This is a genomic window from Halorubrum sp. CSM-61 (assembly GCF_003781945.1).
Classification (GTDB): Archaea; Halobacteriota; Halobacteria; order Halobacteriales; family Haloferacaceae; genus Halorubrum.
Map to the genome: position 1 here is coordinate 488,980 of NZ_RJJW01000002.1, position 16,611 is coordinate 505,590.

Here is a 16,611-nt window from a genome sequence, read left to right on the forward strand (position 1 = left end):
CTGATATACTTTCTCCCCGCGGACGAACCGTACAGGTTTCCAAAAACGATGCAGATACGGCCTAGATCCCACGATATCGGGTTTCGAGGGTTCCCACTGAGTTTATAAACGAGGCCCTCGCTACGTGGATCCATGCGCGGGTTCTACATCGGGCGGTATCAGCCGTTTCACGACGGCCACCGACACATGGTCGAGGAGATCGCGGCCGAGGTCGACGAGCTCGTGTTGGGGATCGGTTCGGCCGGCGACTCCCACACCACTCGTAACCCGTTCACGGCCGGCGAGCGCGTGATGATGGTGACGAAGGCCGTCCAGGAGCTCGACGTCACCACCTACGTCGTCCCGATCGAGGACCTCGAACGCAACTCCGTGTGGGTGAGCCACGTCCAGAGCATGACCCCGCGGTTCGACGTGGCGTACTCGAACAACCCGCTCGTCGTCCGGCTGTTCGAGGAGGCCGGCGTCGAGGTCCGCGGTTCCCCGATGTTCCGCCGCGACGTGCTGGAGGGGACGGAGCTCCGCGAGCGGATGATCCACGGCCGCGACTGGCAGGCGCTGGTCCCGGAGACCGTCGTCGACGTGATCGAGGAGATCGGCGGCGTCGAGCGCATCCGGCGGATCGCGGAGACCGACGCGAACGGCGAAGCCCCCTCCGACGCTTGACCGCCCCCGCGACGGTTTCCGCCCGCTCCACCCGCCTTTTAAGAGCCGTCCGGACCGCCGATCGGCCGTGATCACGCTCGCCTCCGACTTCGGCTCGCCGTACCCCGCCGCGATGAAGGGCGTCATCCGCCGCCACACCGACGCCGAGCTGATCGACGTCGCTCACGACCTGCCGCGCGGCGACCCGCGAGCGGCCGCCTTCTGGCTCCGCTTCGTGCTCCCGGAGTTCCCGCCGGCCGTCCACTGCGCGGTGATCGATCCGGGCGTCGGCACCGACCGCGACGCCGTGGTCGTCCGCGGCGGCTCGCACGTCCTCGTCGCCCCCGACAACGGGCTCGCGATGCCCCCGGCCAGAGCGCTCGCGGGGGAGGGAAAAGGGAGTAGCGGGGTGGACGAAAGCGAGGAGGACGTCGAGGCGTTCGTCATCGACGTCGACGAGCCGGCGAGCGAGACGTTCCACGGCCGCGACGTGTTCGCGCCGGCCGCGGCGCGGATCCGGGTGGCGCTCGAGGCTCGCTCGGCCACGACGCCCAAGGGCGTCTCCGAGGCGCTCGCGGCCGCGGACGACCTCTCGCCGGCGACCGACCCGGTCGACCTCACCCTCCCGGAGCCGAGCGTCGAGCGCGACGACGCCGGCGACCCGGTCGCCGTCGGGGGCGAGGTGCTCGCGATCGACCGGTTCGGAAACGTCGTCACGAACGTCCCGGGCGAGCTGATCCGCGGCCGCGACTGGGTCCGGGTCAACGGGGAGCTCACCCCGGTCGCCGAGACGTTCGGCGCGGTCGAACCGGGCGAGCGGCTCGTCACCGTCGGGAGCCACGGCTACGTCGAGTGCGACGTGAACGACGGGCGCGGCGACGGCGCGTTCGACCTCCGGCCCGGAGAGGCGGTGCGGATCGTCGCCGACAACGTGAGTCTGTAGCGTCGGCGTCGGTGGACCCGCCATTCAGACGCGGTCACGACCGATCCGACCGTTCGTCTTGGACCGCCTCTTGAGCGATAGCGGAAGTGAGTATTGCAGATCGGTGGTGGCGAGTGAGTGTTTAAACCGACTGTGAGCGACGGCGACGATCGCTTATAAAGAACAACGCGGTGGCGCGCCCCGGTGAGCGGCCCGTAGGGCCGCGAACCGACGGTGCGAGGGAGTCGCTGGCGGCTATCGCCGCCAGCGACGAGGCTGGGGAGGCGTGAGGCGCGGTTGCGGTGCTGTGCGGGTGGGAYTCAAAGGGGCAGTCGCTGTGGGCGGCGCAGGCGACGTAAGCACCGCAGCGAGCACCGCGAGCGAGGAGCGCAGCGAGCGTGCGCCGCCCACAGCGGCTGGGGCTTTGGAGGTGTTCACCGTCGATCCCCGAGAGGTCTTCGCCGCAACACCGTCGACCACTTATAAACAACCGACAGCAACGCCACTCGACCACTTATAAACAACCGACAGCAACGCCACTCGACCACTTATAAACAACCGACAGCAACGCCACTCGACCACTTATAAACAACCGACAGCAACACCACTCGACCACTTATAAACAACTACCTCACAAACGTGCTATACCCACTCCCGCAGTGAATCAACCCCACGTTCACCGATGAACGGCGCTACGTCGACGTCGTCACTAGGCGACTGATAAACGAGAGAAGTCGGTCGGAACCGCCGTCGGCTGAGCGTTACTTGCCCTGCCGATCGTTGCCGGTGACGCTCGGGCGGGTCTTCTCCGTGCCCTTCCCGCGCGTGCGCTGGCCGCGGCCCTTCGTGCCGGCGGAGGTGAGCCCGCGGTAGGCGCGCCCCTTGTGGTCGTCCGAGGCGATCCACCCGAGGTCGTCGTCGTTCTCGATCGCGGGGTGGTTCGGATCCACCAGAATCACTTCGTGCCACTTCTGGGAGCCGTCCTCGCCGACCCAGTAGGAGTTGAGCACGCGGAGGTTCCGGTACTTGCGCGAGGCGCGCTCCTCCGAGATGCGCTGGATCGACTTGCGACGCGAGAGGCGGTTGACGCCCTGGCGCTTCGAGCGACGGCCGGCCTTGTGTCGCTGCTTGCGCGAGCCGCCCTTGCGGACGCTCACGCGGGCGACGACGACGCCCTGCTTCGCCTTGTAGCCCAGCTCGCGGGCCTTGTCCAGCCGAGTGGGGCGCTCGATGCGCTCGATGGCGCCCTCGTCGCGCCACTCCTGTTTGCGCTGCCACTGCAGCTCCGCCAGTTTCCCCTCCTTGGGGGACCGCCACGCCTCCTTGATGTGCGAGTAGAAACTTCGTGCCATATGTTGTCCGCGGACGGTTGCGATTCAGCCGCGAAGCGGCCACATGTCGTCTCGTCCCGGGGCGCGGCGTCGACGGCGACGGTCGCGTCGGCGTCGGCGTCGGCGTCGACGTCGACGTCGACGTCGAAGCCGGTCCCGGCGGCGAGTGCCCGCTGTGTCCGCACCAGCGAGTTGTTCGTACTTCCCGCGGTTCGCCCTTAACGGCTTCGCTACGGCATTCGCGTGGGGATGGGTGGCACTCGACGATCAGCTCGGATGGGCCGACCGAGATATCGACCACAGCGGCTCCATCACTCCGTGACCGTGTATCGTGAAGAGTGGCGTTCTCCACGAGGCGTTCGCCAAAAGGGTTTTCTCATGAAAGACCGAACGAACGCATATGTCTCGTGAGCGCGGTGATGCCGGGCGATACACAGAGACCGTCACGCTCGACGACGTTCTCGGGGTGTTCGAGTCGGTCGCAGGTCCGGTGGTCACCTCGGGCGATGTCGCCGAGACCCTCGATTGCTCCCGGGAGACAGCGCGACGGAAGCTTCGCAGCCTCGAAGAACAGGGTCACGTCGCCAGTCGAAAGACGGCAGGGCGGGTCGTGTGGTGGATCGCAGACGAGAATGACCCCGTACGAGGGGTCGACCCGAACGACGGATTCTGGGAGTTCGAGCCCGGCGCGTCCGGTGAGTCCGACGTGTCCGAACGTGTCGACGAGATCCTGTACGGCGACGGAACCGCATGAGCGATCCGGGTGCGACGCCGACATTCGTCGATACGGGAGCGTTCTACGCGTGGGCGGACGAAGACGACGCCCACCATCAAACGGCCACCCGACTGTTCGATGCCATCCGCTCCGGCGATGTCGCCTACCGACCGATATTCACGTCGCAGTTCGTTCTTTCGGAGTTCGCGACCCTCGCGCTCTACAAGCTCGGCCACCGGGACGCGGTTCGCGCCCTGAACGCGATCCGGGACGCAGCGAGTATCAACGTCGTCTCGGTGGATGACGCCATCTTCGAGACCGCTGCCGAACAGTTCGAAGCGTACGACGATCAGGAGATCTCCTTCGTGGACCACACGACCGGCGTTCTCGCATCGGAGCGAGACGTCGAACACGTCTTCGCGTTCGACCGCGACTTTCGAACGCTCGGGTTCACGCTCGTTCCGGAGGATGTAGCCGTGTCGATCGGGTGACACGCACTCGGGTCACCGCTCTCCGGTAGTGTTCACGTCTGCTTGCGCGGTTCGGTCGAGCACGCCCTTCCGTACGGTGGCTCGTTCGGGATCGCGGCCACCGTCGACGAGATCGAGCAGCGAGACGCCGCGCAGGAGTCGATCGACTGCCTCCGAAAGCGTCTCGTCGTCAGTCGTCAAAAGCCGTACCGCTTGTGGGCCTCATCGATGGGGACGATCTCAAGCACGCGCACCTCGCTTTCGTCCTCCAAGATCGTATAGATGGCCGTGTAGCTTCGAGAGATATGCATCCGGTACCGGTCGCGGCGGCCATCGATGGGGAGCTTCTCTTTGTCTCCACGGCCGCGACCGGGGTACGGGTCCGCTGCGAGGTACCCCAAGTTCTCCGTGCAGATCCGCTCAGTCTTCTCGTCGGCGACATCGAGGAACTCGCGGGCCCTCTCACCGAGCAGGACCTCGTACTCAGACATCCGAGAGGGGAGTCAGCTCCTCGCGGTCCGCGTCCTCTAGCTCCCGAAAGCGCTCTTCTAAGTCCTCCCGGCGGCGCTGCTTCGCGAGCTGTTTGAGCAGATCGTCGTACGTCTGGCCGGGCTCTTTCAGCTCGTGGAGCTCCTTTCGCGTCTCTTCGGTCACCGGGATACGCTTGTCCGCCGACATAGCTCTGTACGGACGTATCGGGCTGACAGTCTTAACAGTTCGGGTGGCACGGACTCACCCCTCGACAACTGGACGGAGCGCGTCCGCGGTGACCCCTGTCCATTCACGGAAGCCGATCTACTCGGAAGCCGATCCGTAGAGATCGACGTCGAGATCAGCGGTTTCGGTCTGGACCCGTATCCGATTCACGAAATCGGTTTCGTCGTCCGTCACGACGGGTTCATCGAGCACGATCGCCGTCGCCGCGACGATCGCGTCAGCCAAGCCGACGCCGATACCGTTCGGATCGGCGGACTGCGTCCGTCCCTCGATCTCGCCGGCCCGCTTCGCGACGGGAGCGGTGAGGTCGACCCGTGGGAGACCCTCGATCAGCCGTTCGAACGTCTCGCGGTCGTGAGCGGTCTGCGTTCCGTTTCCGACCGCGATCCACAGTTCGGTGACCACGATCCGCGGCACGCGTCTCGGGGCCCCGGATCGCTCGATCGCTCGTGCCTTGTCGATCGCTTCCGGTCTGTTGGCGTCGAGGTCGATGAGGAAGTTCGTGTCGAGGACGACCACTACGATCGCTTCTCCTCGAGGTCCTCGACGGCGAAGCGCGTCCCGCGCCGCGAGCGCCGCGTCTCGGTCTCGATGAACTGGTACCACGTCGCGCGGGTCGGCGCCGCGTAGCGCCGTCGCTCATCGGTCGAGGCGGAGCGCGATAAAGAAAACCGCAAGGAGTCGGCCCGTGAGGGCCGGTAGTTAGCGAGTGTGGTGAATCGCAGCCGCGTTACTCGTTACGCCGCGTCGCGAGCAGCGCAGCCGCGATGAGGGCGACGAGGGCGACGAGCGCACCGAAGCCGGGCGTGCCGTCTTCGGAGCCGTCGTCACCGTCTTCGCCGTCGGATCCGTCGTCACCGTCGTCGGAACCGTCCTCACCGTCGTCGGTTCCGTCTTCGCCGTCGTCGGTACCGTCCTCACCGTCGTCGGTACCGTCCTCACCGTCTTCGCCGTCCTCACCGTCTTCGCCGTCCTCGGTACCGTCGTCGACCTGCTCGACGATGACACCGTCAACGGCGTCCTGGCCGCTGAAGGCAGCCTGACGGAACGAAGCCGTGAACGTGTCGTTCACGCTCTGCGAGCTCAGGTCGTACGGAGCGGCCTCGAACGAGCCGTCAGCGTTGACCGCGATCTCGTCGGCGGTCAGCGTGAAGCGCGGCGAGGTGTCCTGGTCCGAGCGCAGGCGGACTGCGAACTCGGTACCGGGCGCGACGTTCGTCGTGCCGGTGATCGAGGATTCCTCGCTCAGCGGCGCCTCGACGAGATCGTCGTTGTTCGTGTCGAACTCTGCTTCGGCCTCTTCGACGGCGAACGTCGCGTTCGCTGTCTCGTAGGCGTCTTCGAGCTCGTCAGAGTCGAAGGTAGAGCCGGCACCACGCAGGAGACGCTGGTCCTGCACCGTGAAGTCAACCTGGTACTCGTCGCCGTCCTCGAACGTGTCCGAGGCGACAGAGTTCACAGTGTCGATGTCGGTGAGCACGTAGTAGTTGTCCGTCTCGCCGTCGTAGACAACCGTGAAGGCGCTCGTGAACTGACTCTCAGTCAGATCCGCGGCCACGTCGACCGTCTTGGGGTCGGCGTTGCGGCCGGGGTTCTGCTCTTCGAGCACCAGACTCGACGCGTTGTCAGAGTTGGACACACCATTGAGTCCATTGTTGCTCGTCGAGAGCAGGTTGTACAGCTGCGTCGTGGCGTCGTCACCGTCCGCACTGACGTTCGAGAGGGCTCCCTCGACGCCAGGGGCGGTAATCTGGTGGACGAGCACGTCGCTGTCGCTCGGGTTGCTCGACGTGTCGAGCGCGATCGTTTCGGTCTCGGTGATCGTGTCACCAGTCGCGTTGTTGATCGCATCGACAACGTCAACGTCGTCGTCGTCGAGCGCGTCGCTCACGCTCTCAGCGCCGTCGCCGCTCGTCCGCCACAGCGCCATCTCGGGCGCCGTGCGCTCCTCAATGAGGAGCGTGGACACGTCGTCCTCGTTGGAGAACGCGTCTTCCGCGTTGCTCGCCGAAGCGGAGATAATCTCGTAATCGCCCGTGTCGAGCATCTTGCCCAGCGTCTGAGCGTCGCTACTCTGGTTATCGAGCGTAGCCTCGTCGTCGTCGCTCGCTGCTTCGACGATCGTTCCGCTAGCCTGACCAGCCTGGTAGGTGTTGAAGAGGATGGTGACTTCGCCGTCAGCATCCGCGTCGTCAACACCGTCAGTCACGGAGATGTTCGCCTGGTAGTTCGCTTCGTCGGCGTCGCCGATCACGACGTAGCCGGACTCGACGTCTTCGAGTTCGACCGTGATCTCTGCGACGTCACCCTGCACAACCTCAGACGAGGCGTCGGCGAACTGCACGCCGCCCTCGCCAGCTTCGACGACGTCGAAGTCGCTGGAGGTGGCGGTGATACCGGAATTGTCGTCAGTCACTTCGATCGAGTAGGTGTCCTCGTCGGAAACCTGACCGAAGTTGGCGTCGAACTCACCGTTCGTGTCGATCTCACCGGTGACCGTATCGTACACGTCACCGTCGGAGTCGAGCAGCTCAACCGTGACGTCACGGTTGATCGTGTCGGAGGTGACCGTCGCGGTCACGTCCTCGTCAGTCTCGAACTCCTCTTCGTCGGCCTCAACTTCGAGACCGAGGTTGCTCACTTCGAGCGTCGTCTCAGTACCTGCGTCGTTCGTGATGTTGTAGTCACCAGTCTCGAAGTCATCAGTGTCGACGACGTACACGAGACTGTTCGCGCCAGTACCACGGGTCCGGCTGACACCAGGCCCGTCAATGTCGAAGGAATCACCGGAGGTGTTGCTTTCGAGCGCAACATTCTCACCGGAGAACGCTTCGTAGTTCCCGCTGTCGTCGTACGTCGTGACGACGCTTGGCGCGAACGTGACATCTACGGCGTCACTGCTCACGTCATTGCCAGAGGTATCCGTGACATCAGACACGGACACGTTTTCGACGTTGTTGTAAACCGTAGTCGTCGGGATTTGGACTAGTCCAGGAGCGGCTTCAGTACCGGAGATGTCGCTCACGGAAACAACGGTTCCGTTGCTCAGGCCGATATCGGCACTACCACTGGAGACGTCGACGTCCTCGCTGAAGGAGACCTCAAGAACGGGAGTTGTGGTACCGTTCTCGTAATGAGTTGCCTTCCGGATGGAAGGCGCATCCACGTCTGCCGAGACCGTGCCCACGGTCTGGTCAGTTTCTTCGTAGGTCCCGTCTGCGTTAGCGTCCACATCAGCGGTAACGTCGAAATCACCGCTTTCCGTCACAGAGACCTGATCAGCCGTGAAGCTGACGTTGAGGCTGTCACCAGCCATTCCATTGTTGTCGTCCCACTCGATGGTAACCGTGTTCGCCGAGGCGTCAAGGTTACTATCGACGTTCGTAGTATTGGTGTCGGCACCCGTACTCTCGACAGCCTGGTTAGTTAGGCTGGCGGAGGACAGATCGAACTCATCTGCGAACTTGAACGTAACGTTCGCGTCTGTATTGCCGTTACTGCTGTCAACACCATCTACGGTGATATTGATGTCATAAGACTGTTCTCCAGAGCCAGCGGTATCAGGCGAAATATTCCCGCCTGAAGTCCCGCTAGCTTGTGCAGCTGCCGGAGCAGCCGCAAAGCCGACGGCAACCATGGAGACGACCATGACCGCCGCGAAGAAGATCGCGTTGACCTTCTTGCGTGTAGTAGTTTCGTTTGTCATTGTTGTTGTGTGTTGTCTGCGTCGCGTTGGCAGCTTTCTCCGTCACCTGTCGCCCGATCGTCGATCGACCGACACCGCGTCGAGGGCGCCACCGGACTCGGCTCAGGGTTACTCGCTTCCACGCATTATGTGGGGTGGGGGTACTGCATCCATAACGTACATCGGTTCTGATAAATACTTTGTGTATCGTACTAACGCTCTAAACCCCAGAAGATAGCCGTTTTAGTGCCTTAGACTTCCAATTATGGCGTCTGGGAAGAACACCGTAAATACCGCTTAATGAACTATTATTCTCCTATATACCCCACCGAAACGTTTAGACGTATAGACGATAGAAAGTCAGGCGGGAGCTCCCGGTGGACGACGCACACACTTCTTGGATAGGGGTCACGCGTCGTCCCCGTCCCGTTTTCACAGTTGTAAGCGGGAATTAACAGCTGTCAGAGGCACTTCGATACGCTATCCCGAGCTGATTCTCAGCTAGCCGATTCGCTCAAACCGTTAGCGGGGACGAACAGCGACCCGAGCTCGCTTCCGTCCTCGCCGTCAAAGCTCTCCCACCGCGTGCGGACACCCACCACTACTGACCTCCCAGACGTAGTCACCGTCGGCGACTCGCGCTATTAACTGACGCTCTCGAACGCGTGTACGCCAACACATCTTATCTCGGGGACCATGCCGATCGCAATCCCGACGGTGACGGTGACGTGTTCGTCACGACATCGAGCTCGATGCCACGTTCCGACTCACCCGAATCATCGCCTGATCCGCGTCCGGGTTGTTAGCTCGTTGGCGTTATCGAACTCCGGCTATTGAGCCATCGTTGATGCGGTCATTCTATCCAGCCGGCGACCTGAGACCAGTAGCACTCGAAACCCGATCCCGACAGAGAACCCTCTCTGTCGACGGTTTGTCGTCAAGGGAAGGATCACGAGGGATACCGGAGGCTCCAGCCGGCCTTAGACAACTGTCCGATCAGTGTATGCGTGTCTGAATAGCTCCGCGCTCTCGGGATGAGTAACTCTGTCTGTCGTCCACGAGTGAAGCGACGCGTACAACTGTCGCTCGCCGATCGAAGCGTGACGCGATAAAGAAGCCGCGTGGAGTCGACCCGTGAGGGCCGGTGGTTAGCGAGTGGTGTGAATCGCTGCTGCGTTACTCGCGACGCCGTGTCGCGAGGAGCGCGGCAGCGATGAGCGCGACGAGGGCGACGAGCGCACCGAAGCCGGGCGTACCGTCTTCGGTTTCGCCGTCGGTGCCGTCGGTTCCGTCGTCGGTTCCGTCTTCACCGTCGTCGGTTCCGTCGTCGGTACCGTCGTCACCGTCGGTGACGTTGCCGTCGTCGCCGTCTTCACCGTCAGTAACGTTGCCGTCGTCACCGTCGTCACCGTCGGTGACGTTGCCGTCGTCGCCGTCAGTGACGTTGCCGTCGGTTCCGTTGCCGGCCGATTCGACGATGACACCGTCAACGGCGTCCTGGCCGTCGAAGGCGGCCTGACGGAACGTCGCCTCGAAGGTGTCGTTGACGCTCTGTTCGCTCAGATCGAACGGAGCGGCCTCGAACGAGCCGTTAGCGCCGGTCGAAACCTCGTTTGCGGTTAGCGTGAAGCGCGGCGAGGTCTCGTCAGTCGAGCGCAGGCGGACTGCGAACTCGGTACCGGGCGCGACGTTCGTCGAGCCAGTGACCGAGGAATTCTCGCCCATCGGCGCCTCGATGAGATCGTCGTCGTTCGTATCGAACTCTGCTTCGGCCTCTTCGACGTCGAACGTCGCGTTCGCCGTCTCGTAGGCGTCTTCGAGGTCGTCAGCGTTATCGAAGCCGCTGGCCGAGCCCTGCAGGAGGCGTTCGTCCTGCACCGTGAACTCAGCCGAGAACTCGTCGCCGTCCTCGAAGTCCTCACCAGCTTCGTCGTTCAGGCTGTCCTGGTCGACGAGGATGTAGTAGTTGCCCGTCTCCCCGTCGTAGGCAACCGTGAAGACGTTCTCGAAGGCGGTCTGTCCGAGCTCGCTCGCGTTGATCGTCTTCGCCTCTGCGTTACGGCCGGGGTTCTGCTCCTCGAAGATGAGGTCGGCCGCGTACGCGTTGTTCTGGTTGTTACCGTTGTTCAGCAGTTCGTACAGGTTCTCCGTCGCAGTGTTGTCGGACGCGCCGACAGATTCGAGCGCGCCTTCAAGACCGGGAGCGGTAACCTGGTGAACCAGCACGTCGCTGTCCGTACCGTCCGGGTCGAGTGCGACCGAGTCGGTCTCCGTGATAGCGTCGTTGTTGACCGAGTCGTTGATCGCGGTGACGACATCGACATCGTCGTCGTCGAGTGCGTCGCTCACACTCTCAGCACCGGACGGGCTCGTCCGCCACAGCGTCATCTCCGGCGCTGTACGCTCCTCGATGAGGAGCGTGGACACGTCGTCCTCGTTGGAGAACGCGTCCTCCGGGTTGTCCGCGGCAGCGGAGATCATCTCGTAGTCGCCCGTATCGAGCATCGTTCCGAGCTCTTGGGCATCGCTATTCTGGTCTTCGAGCGTAGCCTCGTCGTCATCGCTCTCGGCTTCGACGATCGTGCCGCTAGTCTGACCAGCCTGGTAGGTGTTGAAGAGGATGGTGACTTCGCCGTCAGCATCCGCGTCGTCAACACCGTCAGTCACGGAGATGTTCGCCTGGTAATTCGCGTCGTCCTGGTCGCCGATCACGACGTAGCCGGACTCGACGTCGTCGAGTTCGACCGTGATCTCGGCAACATCACCCTGCGTGACGTCAACCGAGCCGTTAGCGAACTGCACGCCGCCCTCGCCAGCTTCGACGACGTCGAAGTCGCTGGAGGTGGCAGTGACACCGGAGTCGTCGTCAGTCACTTCGATCGAGTAGGTGTCCTCGTCGGAAACCTGACCGAAGTCGGCGTCGAACTCACCGTTCGAGTCGATCTCGCCAGTGACCGTATCGTACACGTCACCGTCGGAGTCGAGCAGGTCAACCGTGACCGGGCGGTTGATCGTGTCGGAGGTGACCGTCGCGGTCACGTCCTCGTCCGTCTCGAACTCCTCTTCGTCGACCTCAACCTCGAGGCCGAGGTCGCTCACTTCGAGAACAGTCTCGGTACCTGCCTCGTTCGTGATGTTGTAGTCACCAGTCTCGAAGTCATCAGTGTCAACGACGTAGACCTGGCTGTTTGCACCGGTACCACGAGTTCGGCTGACACTGGGACCGTCGATGTCGAACGCGTCGTTCACGGCGCCTTCAAGCGCGACGTTTTCGCCAGAGAACGCATCGTAGTTCACAGAGTCGTCCGTCGTGTCAACCGTGCTCGGCGCGAATGTGACATCGAAGTCGTCATCACTCACATCGTTGCCAGCGGTGTCAGTAACACCACTCTGGACCGAAACGTTCTCGACGTTGTTGTAGACATCTCCAGTCTCAACGATAAGCTGGCCGGCGTTATTCTCAGAGATGCCGGAGGTGATCGTCTCAGTCGTACCGTCGCTCAGGCCGACCACGACTTCAGGGGATCCGCTGACATCAATATCGTTGGGGTAAGCGACCTCAACGATAGCGGTGTCAGATGAATCCACGTAATGAGTCGCCTTCCGCGGCTCGTCGCCACCCGTTTCGTCAATGGTCAGAGTGGTCTCGGACCCGGCATTATTTTCCAGATCGTCACCGTCGTTCAGCGAGGCATTTTCGTATGCGTAGACGGTGTATTCGCCCTCATCAAGGTCACTAGCATCGAGTGACCAGCTGTTGTCGCTACTGGGATCGGAGACTGTAGCACTTGGCTCACCAGAGTCGAAGGTGCCATTGCCGTTAGAGTCTATAGCAACCTGAACTGCGTTTGTCCCGGTAGCATCGACTGTACCACTTACGGTTCCGGATTGGGTTACCGGATTGTCGAGCGTAATGCTCGAGTCGTCTGCAGCCGCCGGAGCGGCCGCAAAGCCGATCGCAACCATGGAGACGACCATGATTGCTGCGAAAAAGACCGCGCTGGCCTTTCCGCGATAGTTTGTATCGTTTGTCATTGTTGTTGTGTCTCGTCTGCGCCGCGCTGGCAGCTTTCTCCCTCACCTCTCGCCCGACCGTCGATAGCCGACGCTACGTCGAGGGCGCCACCGGACTCGGCTGTGGATAGTTGCGTACCACGCGTTGCAGCGATTGGGATAGGGGTACTGCACTCGTAACACGCGCTGGTGCTGGTAAATACTTTGTGCCTATTCTCGTGTGCGAAAGTGTACCAAATAGGCGGCTCGGAGCGTCAGACGCCAGATTTCGATATCGAGAATCGACGGCATACAGGGCGGCAACGGGCCTCTGTATACGTATTTCGATCATCTGAAACGATTGATGAGACACTTCGGAAGGGAAGGCCTCACGAACGGCGTACACGTCTCTTTGATACGGATACAGGTCATCCACACCGATTCACACCCGTGGCCGACCGCGAACTGCTCCCGCGCGATCTGAAACGGGCTACCTCCGCTATGGCCGCGGCCCTTCGTCCCGTGGCGTTCTCCGCCCGGCCCTGTGCGTCGCCGACGCCCAGCCGCCGGATATTTACGGCACCCGGTGGCGTAGGTGGTCTTAGGCGCGCTCGGGCGTACCACCGACGAGGGTAGGGGGTTGCGTCCGGCCGCGCCGCACGCTCCCTCGACGCCGGGATGCCGCGGTCGCGCGGCAGTTCGGGCGTCGAGTCGACGACGCACACGGTCGTTCGCCCGCGAACGATAGAGAGACCGACCCGCAGAGGCACACGCCGCGAACGCGGCCCGCGTGTCGGGTCCGGTCGGAGCGGGGGCGAGAAGCGAGATCGACGCCGCCCGCGACCGAGAGTGAGTCACGAACGCAGATCGGTTGGGAGATACTGCGAGCAATCGATCGGGATCGCTTCCCACGCCGCCTGAATCGCCTGATACCCCGTCCACCCTTCCCCCCGAAGCATCTCGCCACAGGCCCGACAAAATTCTTCGACGGTGCATTTCCCGCCATCGAGCAGCAGATACAACGGGAACGTGGGAGCGACCGCCTTCCCGCCCGTCGCTTCTGCCTCGGCGAACGCTCGGTTGATGGATCGACGCCCGTGTTTGTCCATCAAGATCGCGAACCGATACCGCTCCGTGTGCTGTTCGATTTCGATCTGTACCGATGTCTCTCCGGCGTCCTCCCCGTGTGGCCGGGGAACACACGAGATCGACGTGAACGACTGGTTCGCATCGTCGTCGAACGGCTCAAGTGCGGTCTTGCTCCCCTCGTGAAGCCACTGCTCTCTCGTCCCGTCAGGCGCGTATTCGGATGTCTCCCGGACGTGGCGCTTGAGTTCCTGAAAACAGACGTTCGTCGTCGTCAGCTGTGGATTCTCCGTGACACAAGGCCAGAGACTCGTGTTCGCGGCGGCGATCAACGCGTCCGTATCGACGATCACCGGATGGCGCACGGCAGCGTCCGCCATCTACTCCTGGAAAACTCCGGTCCTGTCCAGCTCCGTCGCCTCGGTAAAGGCGTCTCGCTCACGCTCGATGTCTTCGAGCGCGTCACCGAGAAGAATCTCGACGGCCTCCTCGGACAGTTCTCCCTGCTTGTACCGCTGGTGAAGCGTGATCTTTTCCTCGTCCGAAAGTGTCTCACGAAGCTTCTCCTGAAGCCCCTGTCGAGCGAGCTCGCTGATGTTGATCCCTCCCAGACGCATCTGATCGACGACCTGTGACGCCTCCTTTTCGGCTTCCCCCCGGAACTGGATTTTGTCGTTGTTCGTCGCCATCGTGACTCCTTCTTCATCAGCTACGGACATAGGTGTTGTGACGCGCCATCCACGTCAGTACAACTCCGATCGGACAGCGGAATGTAGTTTGTGAAGAGAACGCAGACGGTTCGACGGTGGTCCACGAGGCGTGGACGCGTTCGCGGACAGACCCCAGTGCAGACCACTGTACTGACACCGACACCCACACAGATACTCCCTGACGAATACTCGGATAATAACACTCATACGCCCGCGTCGTCTCCGGCTCGACATGCCCAAGATAAGCGTCGAGATCCCGGGCGAGCTGCTCGAGGACCTCGACGACCACGTCGGCGACGACGGGAAGTTCGTGAACCGCAGCGACGCCGTTCGCGCCTCGATCCGCAAGACGCTCGACGTGCTCGACGAGATCGACGCGCGCCACGACCGCCTCGACGACGGGTCCGATCCCGCCGCTCGCGACGAGGCGAGCGATGAGTAGCCGGACCGGGGGCGCCGACGGCCCCTTCGCGGCGGATCCCCTCGATCGCTCCGCGGTGGCCGCGGTCGGGCTGATCACCCTCTTCACCGTCGCCCTGGCCACCGCGCAGCTCACCGCCGCGAAAGTGATCGCCCTCCCGCTCCCGTTCGCGCTGCCGGTCGTCGGCCCCGAGATCACGCTGCCGGGCGCCGCGCTCGCGTACGCGCTGACGTTCCTCGCGTCCGACTGCTACGCCGAGCTGTACGGGCGCCGCGCCACGCAGGTCGTCGTCAACGTCGCCTTCCTGGCGAACTTCCTCGTGCTCGCCTTGGTCTGGTCCACCCTCGCCGCGCCCGGCGTCGACCCTCAGGTCGCCGCCGCCTTCGACACCGCCCTCGGCCCCGCGGCCAACGTCGTCGCCGGGAGCCTGCTCGCGTACGTCGTGAGCCAGAACTGGGACGTGTTCGTCTTCCACGCGATCCGCGACCGCACCGGCGAGGAGCTGCTGTGGCTCCGGAACGTCGCGTCGACCGCCAGCAGTCAGGCGATCGACACCGCGATCTTCGTCGGCGTCGCGTTCTACGCCGCGCCGTTCCTGCTCGGCGTCGGGAATCCGCTCCCGGCGGACGTCCTCCTCGCGCTCGGCCTCGGCCAGTACCTCCTCAAGCTCGCGATCGCCGTCCTCGACACGCCGATCGTCTACCTCGTCGTCGGCCTCGTCCGGGAGTAGCTCCGGAACCGGACGTTCCGGTTCGCTTCTTGCCGCTCCGTCTCACTTCACCGCGAGCGCCCGCGCGGGCGATCCCGGCAGGTCCGCGGGGATCCGCTCGAACGATCCGCCGGCGTCGTCGGTCCGGTAGACCCCCTCGTTGTGCACCGCCCAAATCGCCCCGTCCGCCCGCCCGCTCGCGAGGACCGCCCGATAGGTCCCCTCGCCGGTCGGGATTTCTCGGTCGTCGAGACGCTCGAAGCGGGGCGACGGGGCCGACCCGTCTCCTGTCGTCCGCCGGTAGAGGTACGCCTCGCCGCGGCTGTGCGCCGCCCTCGCCCCCGAGGCCGCGCTCACGACCGCCGTCTCCGGGTCGGCGGGGTCGACCGCCAGCCCCCAGACGTACCCGTGGTCGAGACCCGCCTCGCGGCCGACGGCCCGCCACGAGTCGCCGCGGTCGCCGCTCTCCGCGAACCCGTCGCCCGCCGCCGAGTACACTCGGTCCGGGGCGTCCGGGTGCGTCGCGAGCGCGTGGTTGTCGCGCCGGGAGCCCTCGGGCCGATCGATCCACGTCTTCCCGGCGTCCGGGGTGACGACCAGCGCGCCGGCCTCCACGCCCACGAACCACCGGTCCGGGTCGGCCGGACAGGGCTCGATCCACCGGACGTGGTGGGTGTCGGGGCGGGGCGGGAACGACCACTCGGACGCGGAGGGGACCGCGGTCAGCCCGCCGACGCGCTCGACGGTGTCGCCGCCGTCCGTCGATCGATACACCCGCGAGGGCTCCGTGCCGATCCAGACGACGTCGGGGTCGTGCGGGCTCGTCGCGACCGCGGTGACCGCCTCGGGCCCGGAGCCGTCGGGACCGAGCGTCTCGCTCGCGACGCGCTCGAAGGTCTCCCCGCCGTCGATCGAGCGGAAGAGTCCGGCGTCGAAGGTCCCGGCGAGCACTCGGGCGTCGGCGGGGTCCCCCGAGGCGAGGCCCTCGGAGTCGGGGCCCTCGTCGGCGGAACCCCCACCGCTCGACGCGACCGAGAGGCACTCGACCGCGCGGTCCGCCAGCCGGAGCGAGACCGATCCGGTCTCGGGGTCGACGATCCGGAGTCCGTCGTCGTACGCCGCGTAGACGCGCGCGTTCATGTCTCGACCTTCGAGACGCGGCGGCAAAAGGCTTCGACGGGCGCAAGAGACTTACCCGACTATCCCGTGT

Annotated in this window: 16 protein-coding genes and 1 pseudogene; 6 read left to right on the forward strand and 11 right to left on the reverse strand. The window is 63.9% G+C overall.

The genetic code is table 11. The features are described 5' to 3' along the window. Window positions 1-132: 132 nt before the first annotated feature. A complete protein-coding gene (locus tag EDM04_RS05385) occupies window positions 133-663 on the forward strand; it encodes a nicotinamide-nucleotide adenylyltransferase (protein ID WP_123620117.1) in 531 nt (176 codons plus the stop codon). Between the two features lie 67 nt (window positions 664-730). Next, window positions 731-1,585, forward strand: a complete 855-nt coding sequence (locus tag EDM04_RS05390) for an S-adenosyl-l-methionine hydroxide adenosyltransferase family protein (protein ID WP_123620118.1) — start codon at window positions 731-733, stop codon at window positions 1,583-1,585. Between the two features lie 740 nt (window positions 1,586-2,325). Here the strand turns inward: EDM04_RS05390 and EDM04_RS05395 are convergent. Beyond that, the gene (locus EDM04_RS05395; RefSeq protein WP_123620119.1) at window positions 2,326-2,916 is read right to left on the reverse strand and encodes a 50S ribosomal protein L15e; all 591 of its coding nucleotides are present in this window, start codon (window positions 2,914-2,916) and stop codon (window positions 2,326-2,328) included. A 379-nt stretch (window positions 2,917-3,295) separates the two neighbouring features. Between EDM04_RS05395 and EDM04_RS05405 the strand changes: the two genes are divergently transcribed. Then, entirely contained in the window at window positions 3,296-3,649 is a 354-nt protein-coding gene (locus EDM04_RS05405) for a DeoR family transcriptional regulator (RefSeq protein ID WP_123620120.1), read from the forward strand. Then, on the forward strand, window positions 3,646-4,101 hold the full coding sequence (locus tag EDM04_RS05410; protein WP_123620121.1) for a type II toxin-antitoxin system VapC family toxin: 456 nt from the start codon (window positions 3,646-3,648) through the stop codon (window positions 4,099-4,101). Before EDM04_RS05405 ends, EDM04_RS05410 begins: the two co-directional genes overlap by 4 nt. Window positions 4,102-4,113: 12 nt before the next feature. On the opposite strand, the gene EDM04_RS18450 is transcribed toward EDM04_RS05410, so the two are convergent. From EDM04_RS18450 to EDM04_RS05445, 9 genes and pseudogenes are all read right to left on the reverse strand, one after another. Next, a complete protein-coding gene (locus tag EDM04_RS18450; protein ID WP_164471089.1) occupies window positions 4,114-4,281 on the reverse strand; it encodes a hypothetical protein in 168 nt (55 codons plus the stop codon). Beyond that, a complete protein-coding gene (locus EDM04_RS05415) occupies window positions 4,278-4,571 on the reverse strand; it encodes a type II toxin-antitoxin system RelE/ParE family toxin (RefSeq protein WP_123620122.1) in 294 nt (97 codons plus the stop codon). Before EDM04_RS05415 ends, EDM04_RS18450 begins: the two co-directional genes overlap by 4 nt. Beyond that, window positions 4,564-4,758 carry a hypothetical protein gene (locus EDM04_RS05420; RefSeq protein WP_123620123.1) on the reverse strand — a complete coding sequence of 65 codons (195 nt, stop codon included), beginning with the start codon at window positions 4,756-4,758 and terminating at the stop codon, window positions 4,564-4,566. Before EDM04_RS05420 ends, EDM04_RS05415 begins: the two co-directional genes overlap by 8 nt. Before the next feature lie 117 nt (window positions 4,759-4,875). Continuing rightward, the gene (locus EDM04_RS05425; RefSeq protein WP_164471090.1) at window positions 4,876-5,316 is read right to left on the reverse strand and encodes a PIN domain-containing protein; all 441 of its coding nucleotides are present in this window, start codon (window positions 5,314-5,316) and stop codon (window positions 4,876-4,878) included. Window positions 5,317-5,527: 211 nt separating this feature from the next. Next, window positions 5,528-8,503, reverse strand: a complete 2,976-nt coding sequence (locus EDM04_RS05430; protein ID WP_123620125.1) for a BGTF surface domain-containing protein — start codon at window positions 8,501-8,503, stop codon at window positions 5,528-5,530. A 1,155-nt stretch (window positions 8,504-9,658) separates the two neighbouring features. Beyond that, window positions 9,659-11,779 carry a BGTF surface domain-containing protein gene (locus EDM04_RS05435; RefSeq protein WP_164471075.1) on the reverse strand — a complete coding sequence of 707 codons (2,121 nt, stop codon included), beginning with the start codon at window positions 11,777-11,779 and terminating at the stop codon, window positions 9,659-9,661. A gap of 639 nt (window positions 11,780-12,418) precedes the next feature. Next, a pseudogene (locus EDM04_RS19115) lies at window positions 12,419-12,517 on the reverse strand (surface glycoprotein); the annotation flags it as partial. Between the two features lie 812 nt (window positions 12,518-13,329). Further along, entirely contained in the window at window positions 13,330-13,941 is a 612-nt protein-coding gene (locus EDM04_RS05440; RefSeq protein WP_241154855.1) for a hypothetical protein, read from the reverse strand. Then, window positions 13,942-14,250 carry a hypothetical protein gene (locus EDM04_RS05445; protein WP_123620127.1) on the reverse strand — a complete coding sequence of 103 codons (309 nt, stop codon included), beginning with the start codon at window positions 14,248-14,250 and terminating at the stop codon, window positions 13,942-13,944. It lies immediately after the preceding gene. Between the two features lie 253 nt (window positions 14,251-14,503). On the opposite strand from EDM04_RS05445, the gene EDM04_RS05450 reads away from it, so the two are divergent. Both EDM04_RS05450 and EDM04_RS05455 read left to right on the forward strand, forming a co-directional pair. Beyond that, on the forward strand, window positions 14,504-14,713 hold the full coding sequence (locus tag EDM04_RS05450) for a type II toxin-antitoxin system ParD family antitoxin (protein ID WP_123620128.1): 210 nt from the start codon (window positions 14,504-14,506) through the stop codon (window positions 14,711-14,713). Further along, window positions 14,706-15,422 carry a queuosine precursor transporter gene (locus EDM04_RS05455; RefSeq protein WP_123620129.1) on the forward strand — a complete coding sequence of 239 codons (717 nt, stop codon included), beginning with the start codon at window positions 14,706-14,708 and terminating at the stop codon, window positions 15,420-15,422. The genes EDM04_RS05450 and EDM04_RS05455 overlap by 8 nt, the downstream gene beginning before the upstream one ends. A 42-nt stretch (window positions 15,423-15,464) precedes the next feature. Here EDM04_RS05455 and EDM04_RS05460 read toward each other — a convergent pair whose 3' ends face one another. Continuing rightward, window positions 15,465-16,541 (reverse strand): hypothetical protein, encoded by a 1,077-nt coding sequence (locus tag EDM04_RS05460; protein WP_123620130.1) that lies wholly within the window; start codon window positions 16,539-16,541, stop codon window positions 15,465-15,467. Between the last annotated feature and the right edge of the window lie 70 nt (window positions 16,542-16,611).

Bases quoted from the DNA above. Each gene is read 5' to 3' on its own strand.
- EDM04_RS05385 (WP_123620117.1), top strand. From the start codon at position 133: ATGCGCGGGTTCTACATCGGGCGGTATCAGCCGTTTCACGACGGCCAC.
- EDM04_RS05395 (WP_123620119.1), bottom strand. From the start codon at position 2,916: ATGGCACGAAGTTTCTACTCGCACATCAAGGAGGCGTGGCGGTCCCCC.
- EDM04_RS05405 (WP_123620120.1), top strand. From the start codon at position 3,296: ATGTCTCGTGAGCGCGGTGATGCCGGGCGATACACAGAGACCGTCACG.
- EDM04_RS05410 (WP_123620121.1), top strand. From the start codon at position 3,646: ATGAGCGATCCGGGTGCGACGCCGACATTCGTCGATACGGGAGCGTTC.
- EDM04_RS05415 (WP_123620122.1), bottom strand. From the start codon at position 4,571: ATGTCTGAGTACGAGGTCCTGCTCGGTGAGAGGGCCCGCGAGTTCCTC.
- EDM04_RS05420 (WP_123620123.1), bottom strand. From the start codon at position 4,758: ATGTCGGCGGACAAGCGTATCCCGGTGACCGAAGAGACGCGAAAGGAG.
- EDM04_RS05430 (WP_123620125.1), bottom strand. From the start codon at position 8,503: ATGACAAACGAAACTACTACACGCAAGAAGGTCAACGCGATCTTCTTC.
- EDM04_RS05440 (WP_241154855.1), bottom strand. From the start codon at position 13,941: ATGGCGGACGCTGCCGTGCGCCATCCGGTGATCGTCGATACGGACGCG.
- EDM04_RS05445 (WP_123620127.1), bottom strand. From the start codon at position 14,250: ATGGCGACGAACAACGACAAAATCCAGTTCCGGGGGGAAGCCGAAAAG.
- EDM04_RS05450 (WP_123620128.1), top strand. From the start codon at position 14,504: ATGCCCAAGATAAGCGTCGAGATCCCGGGCGAGCTGCTCGAGGACCTC.
- EDM04_RS05455 (WP_123620129.1), top strand. From the start codon at position 14,706: ATGAGTAGCCGGACCGGGGGCGCCGACGGCCCCTTCGCGGCGGATCCC.
- EDM04_RS05460 (WP_123620130.1), bottom strand. From the start codon at position 16,541: ATGAACGCGCGCGTCTACGCGGCGTACGACGACGGACTCCGGATCGTC.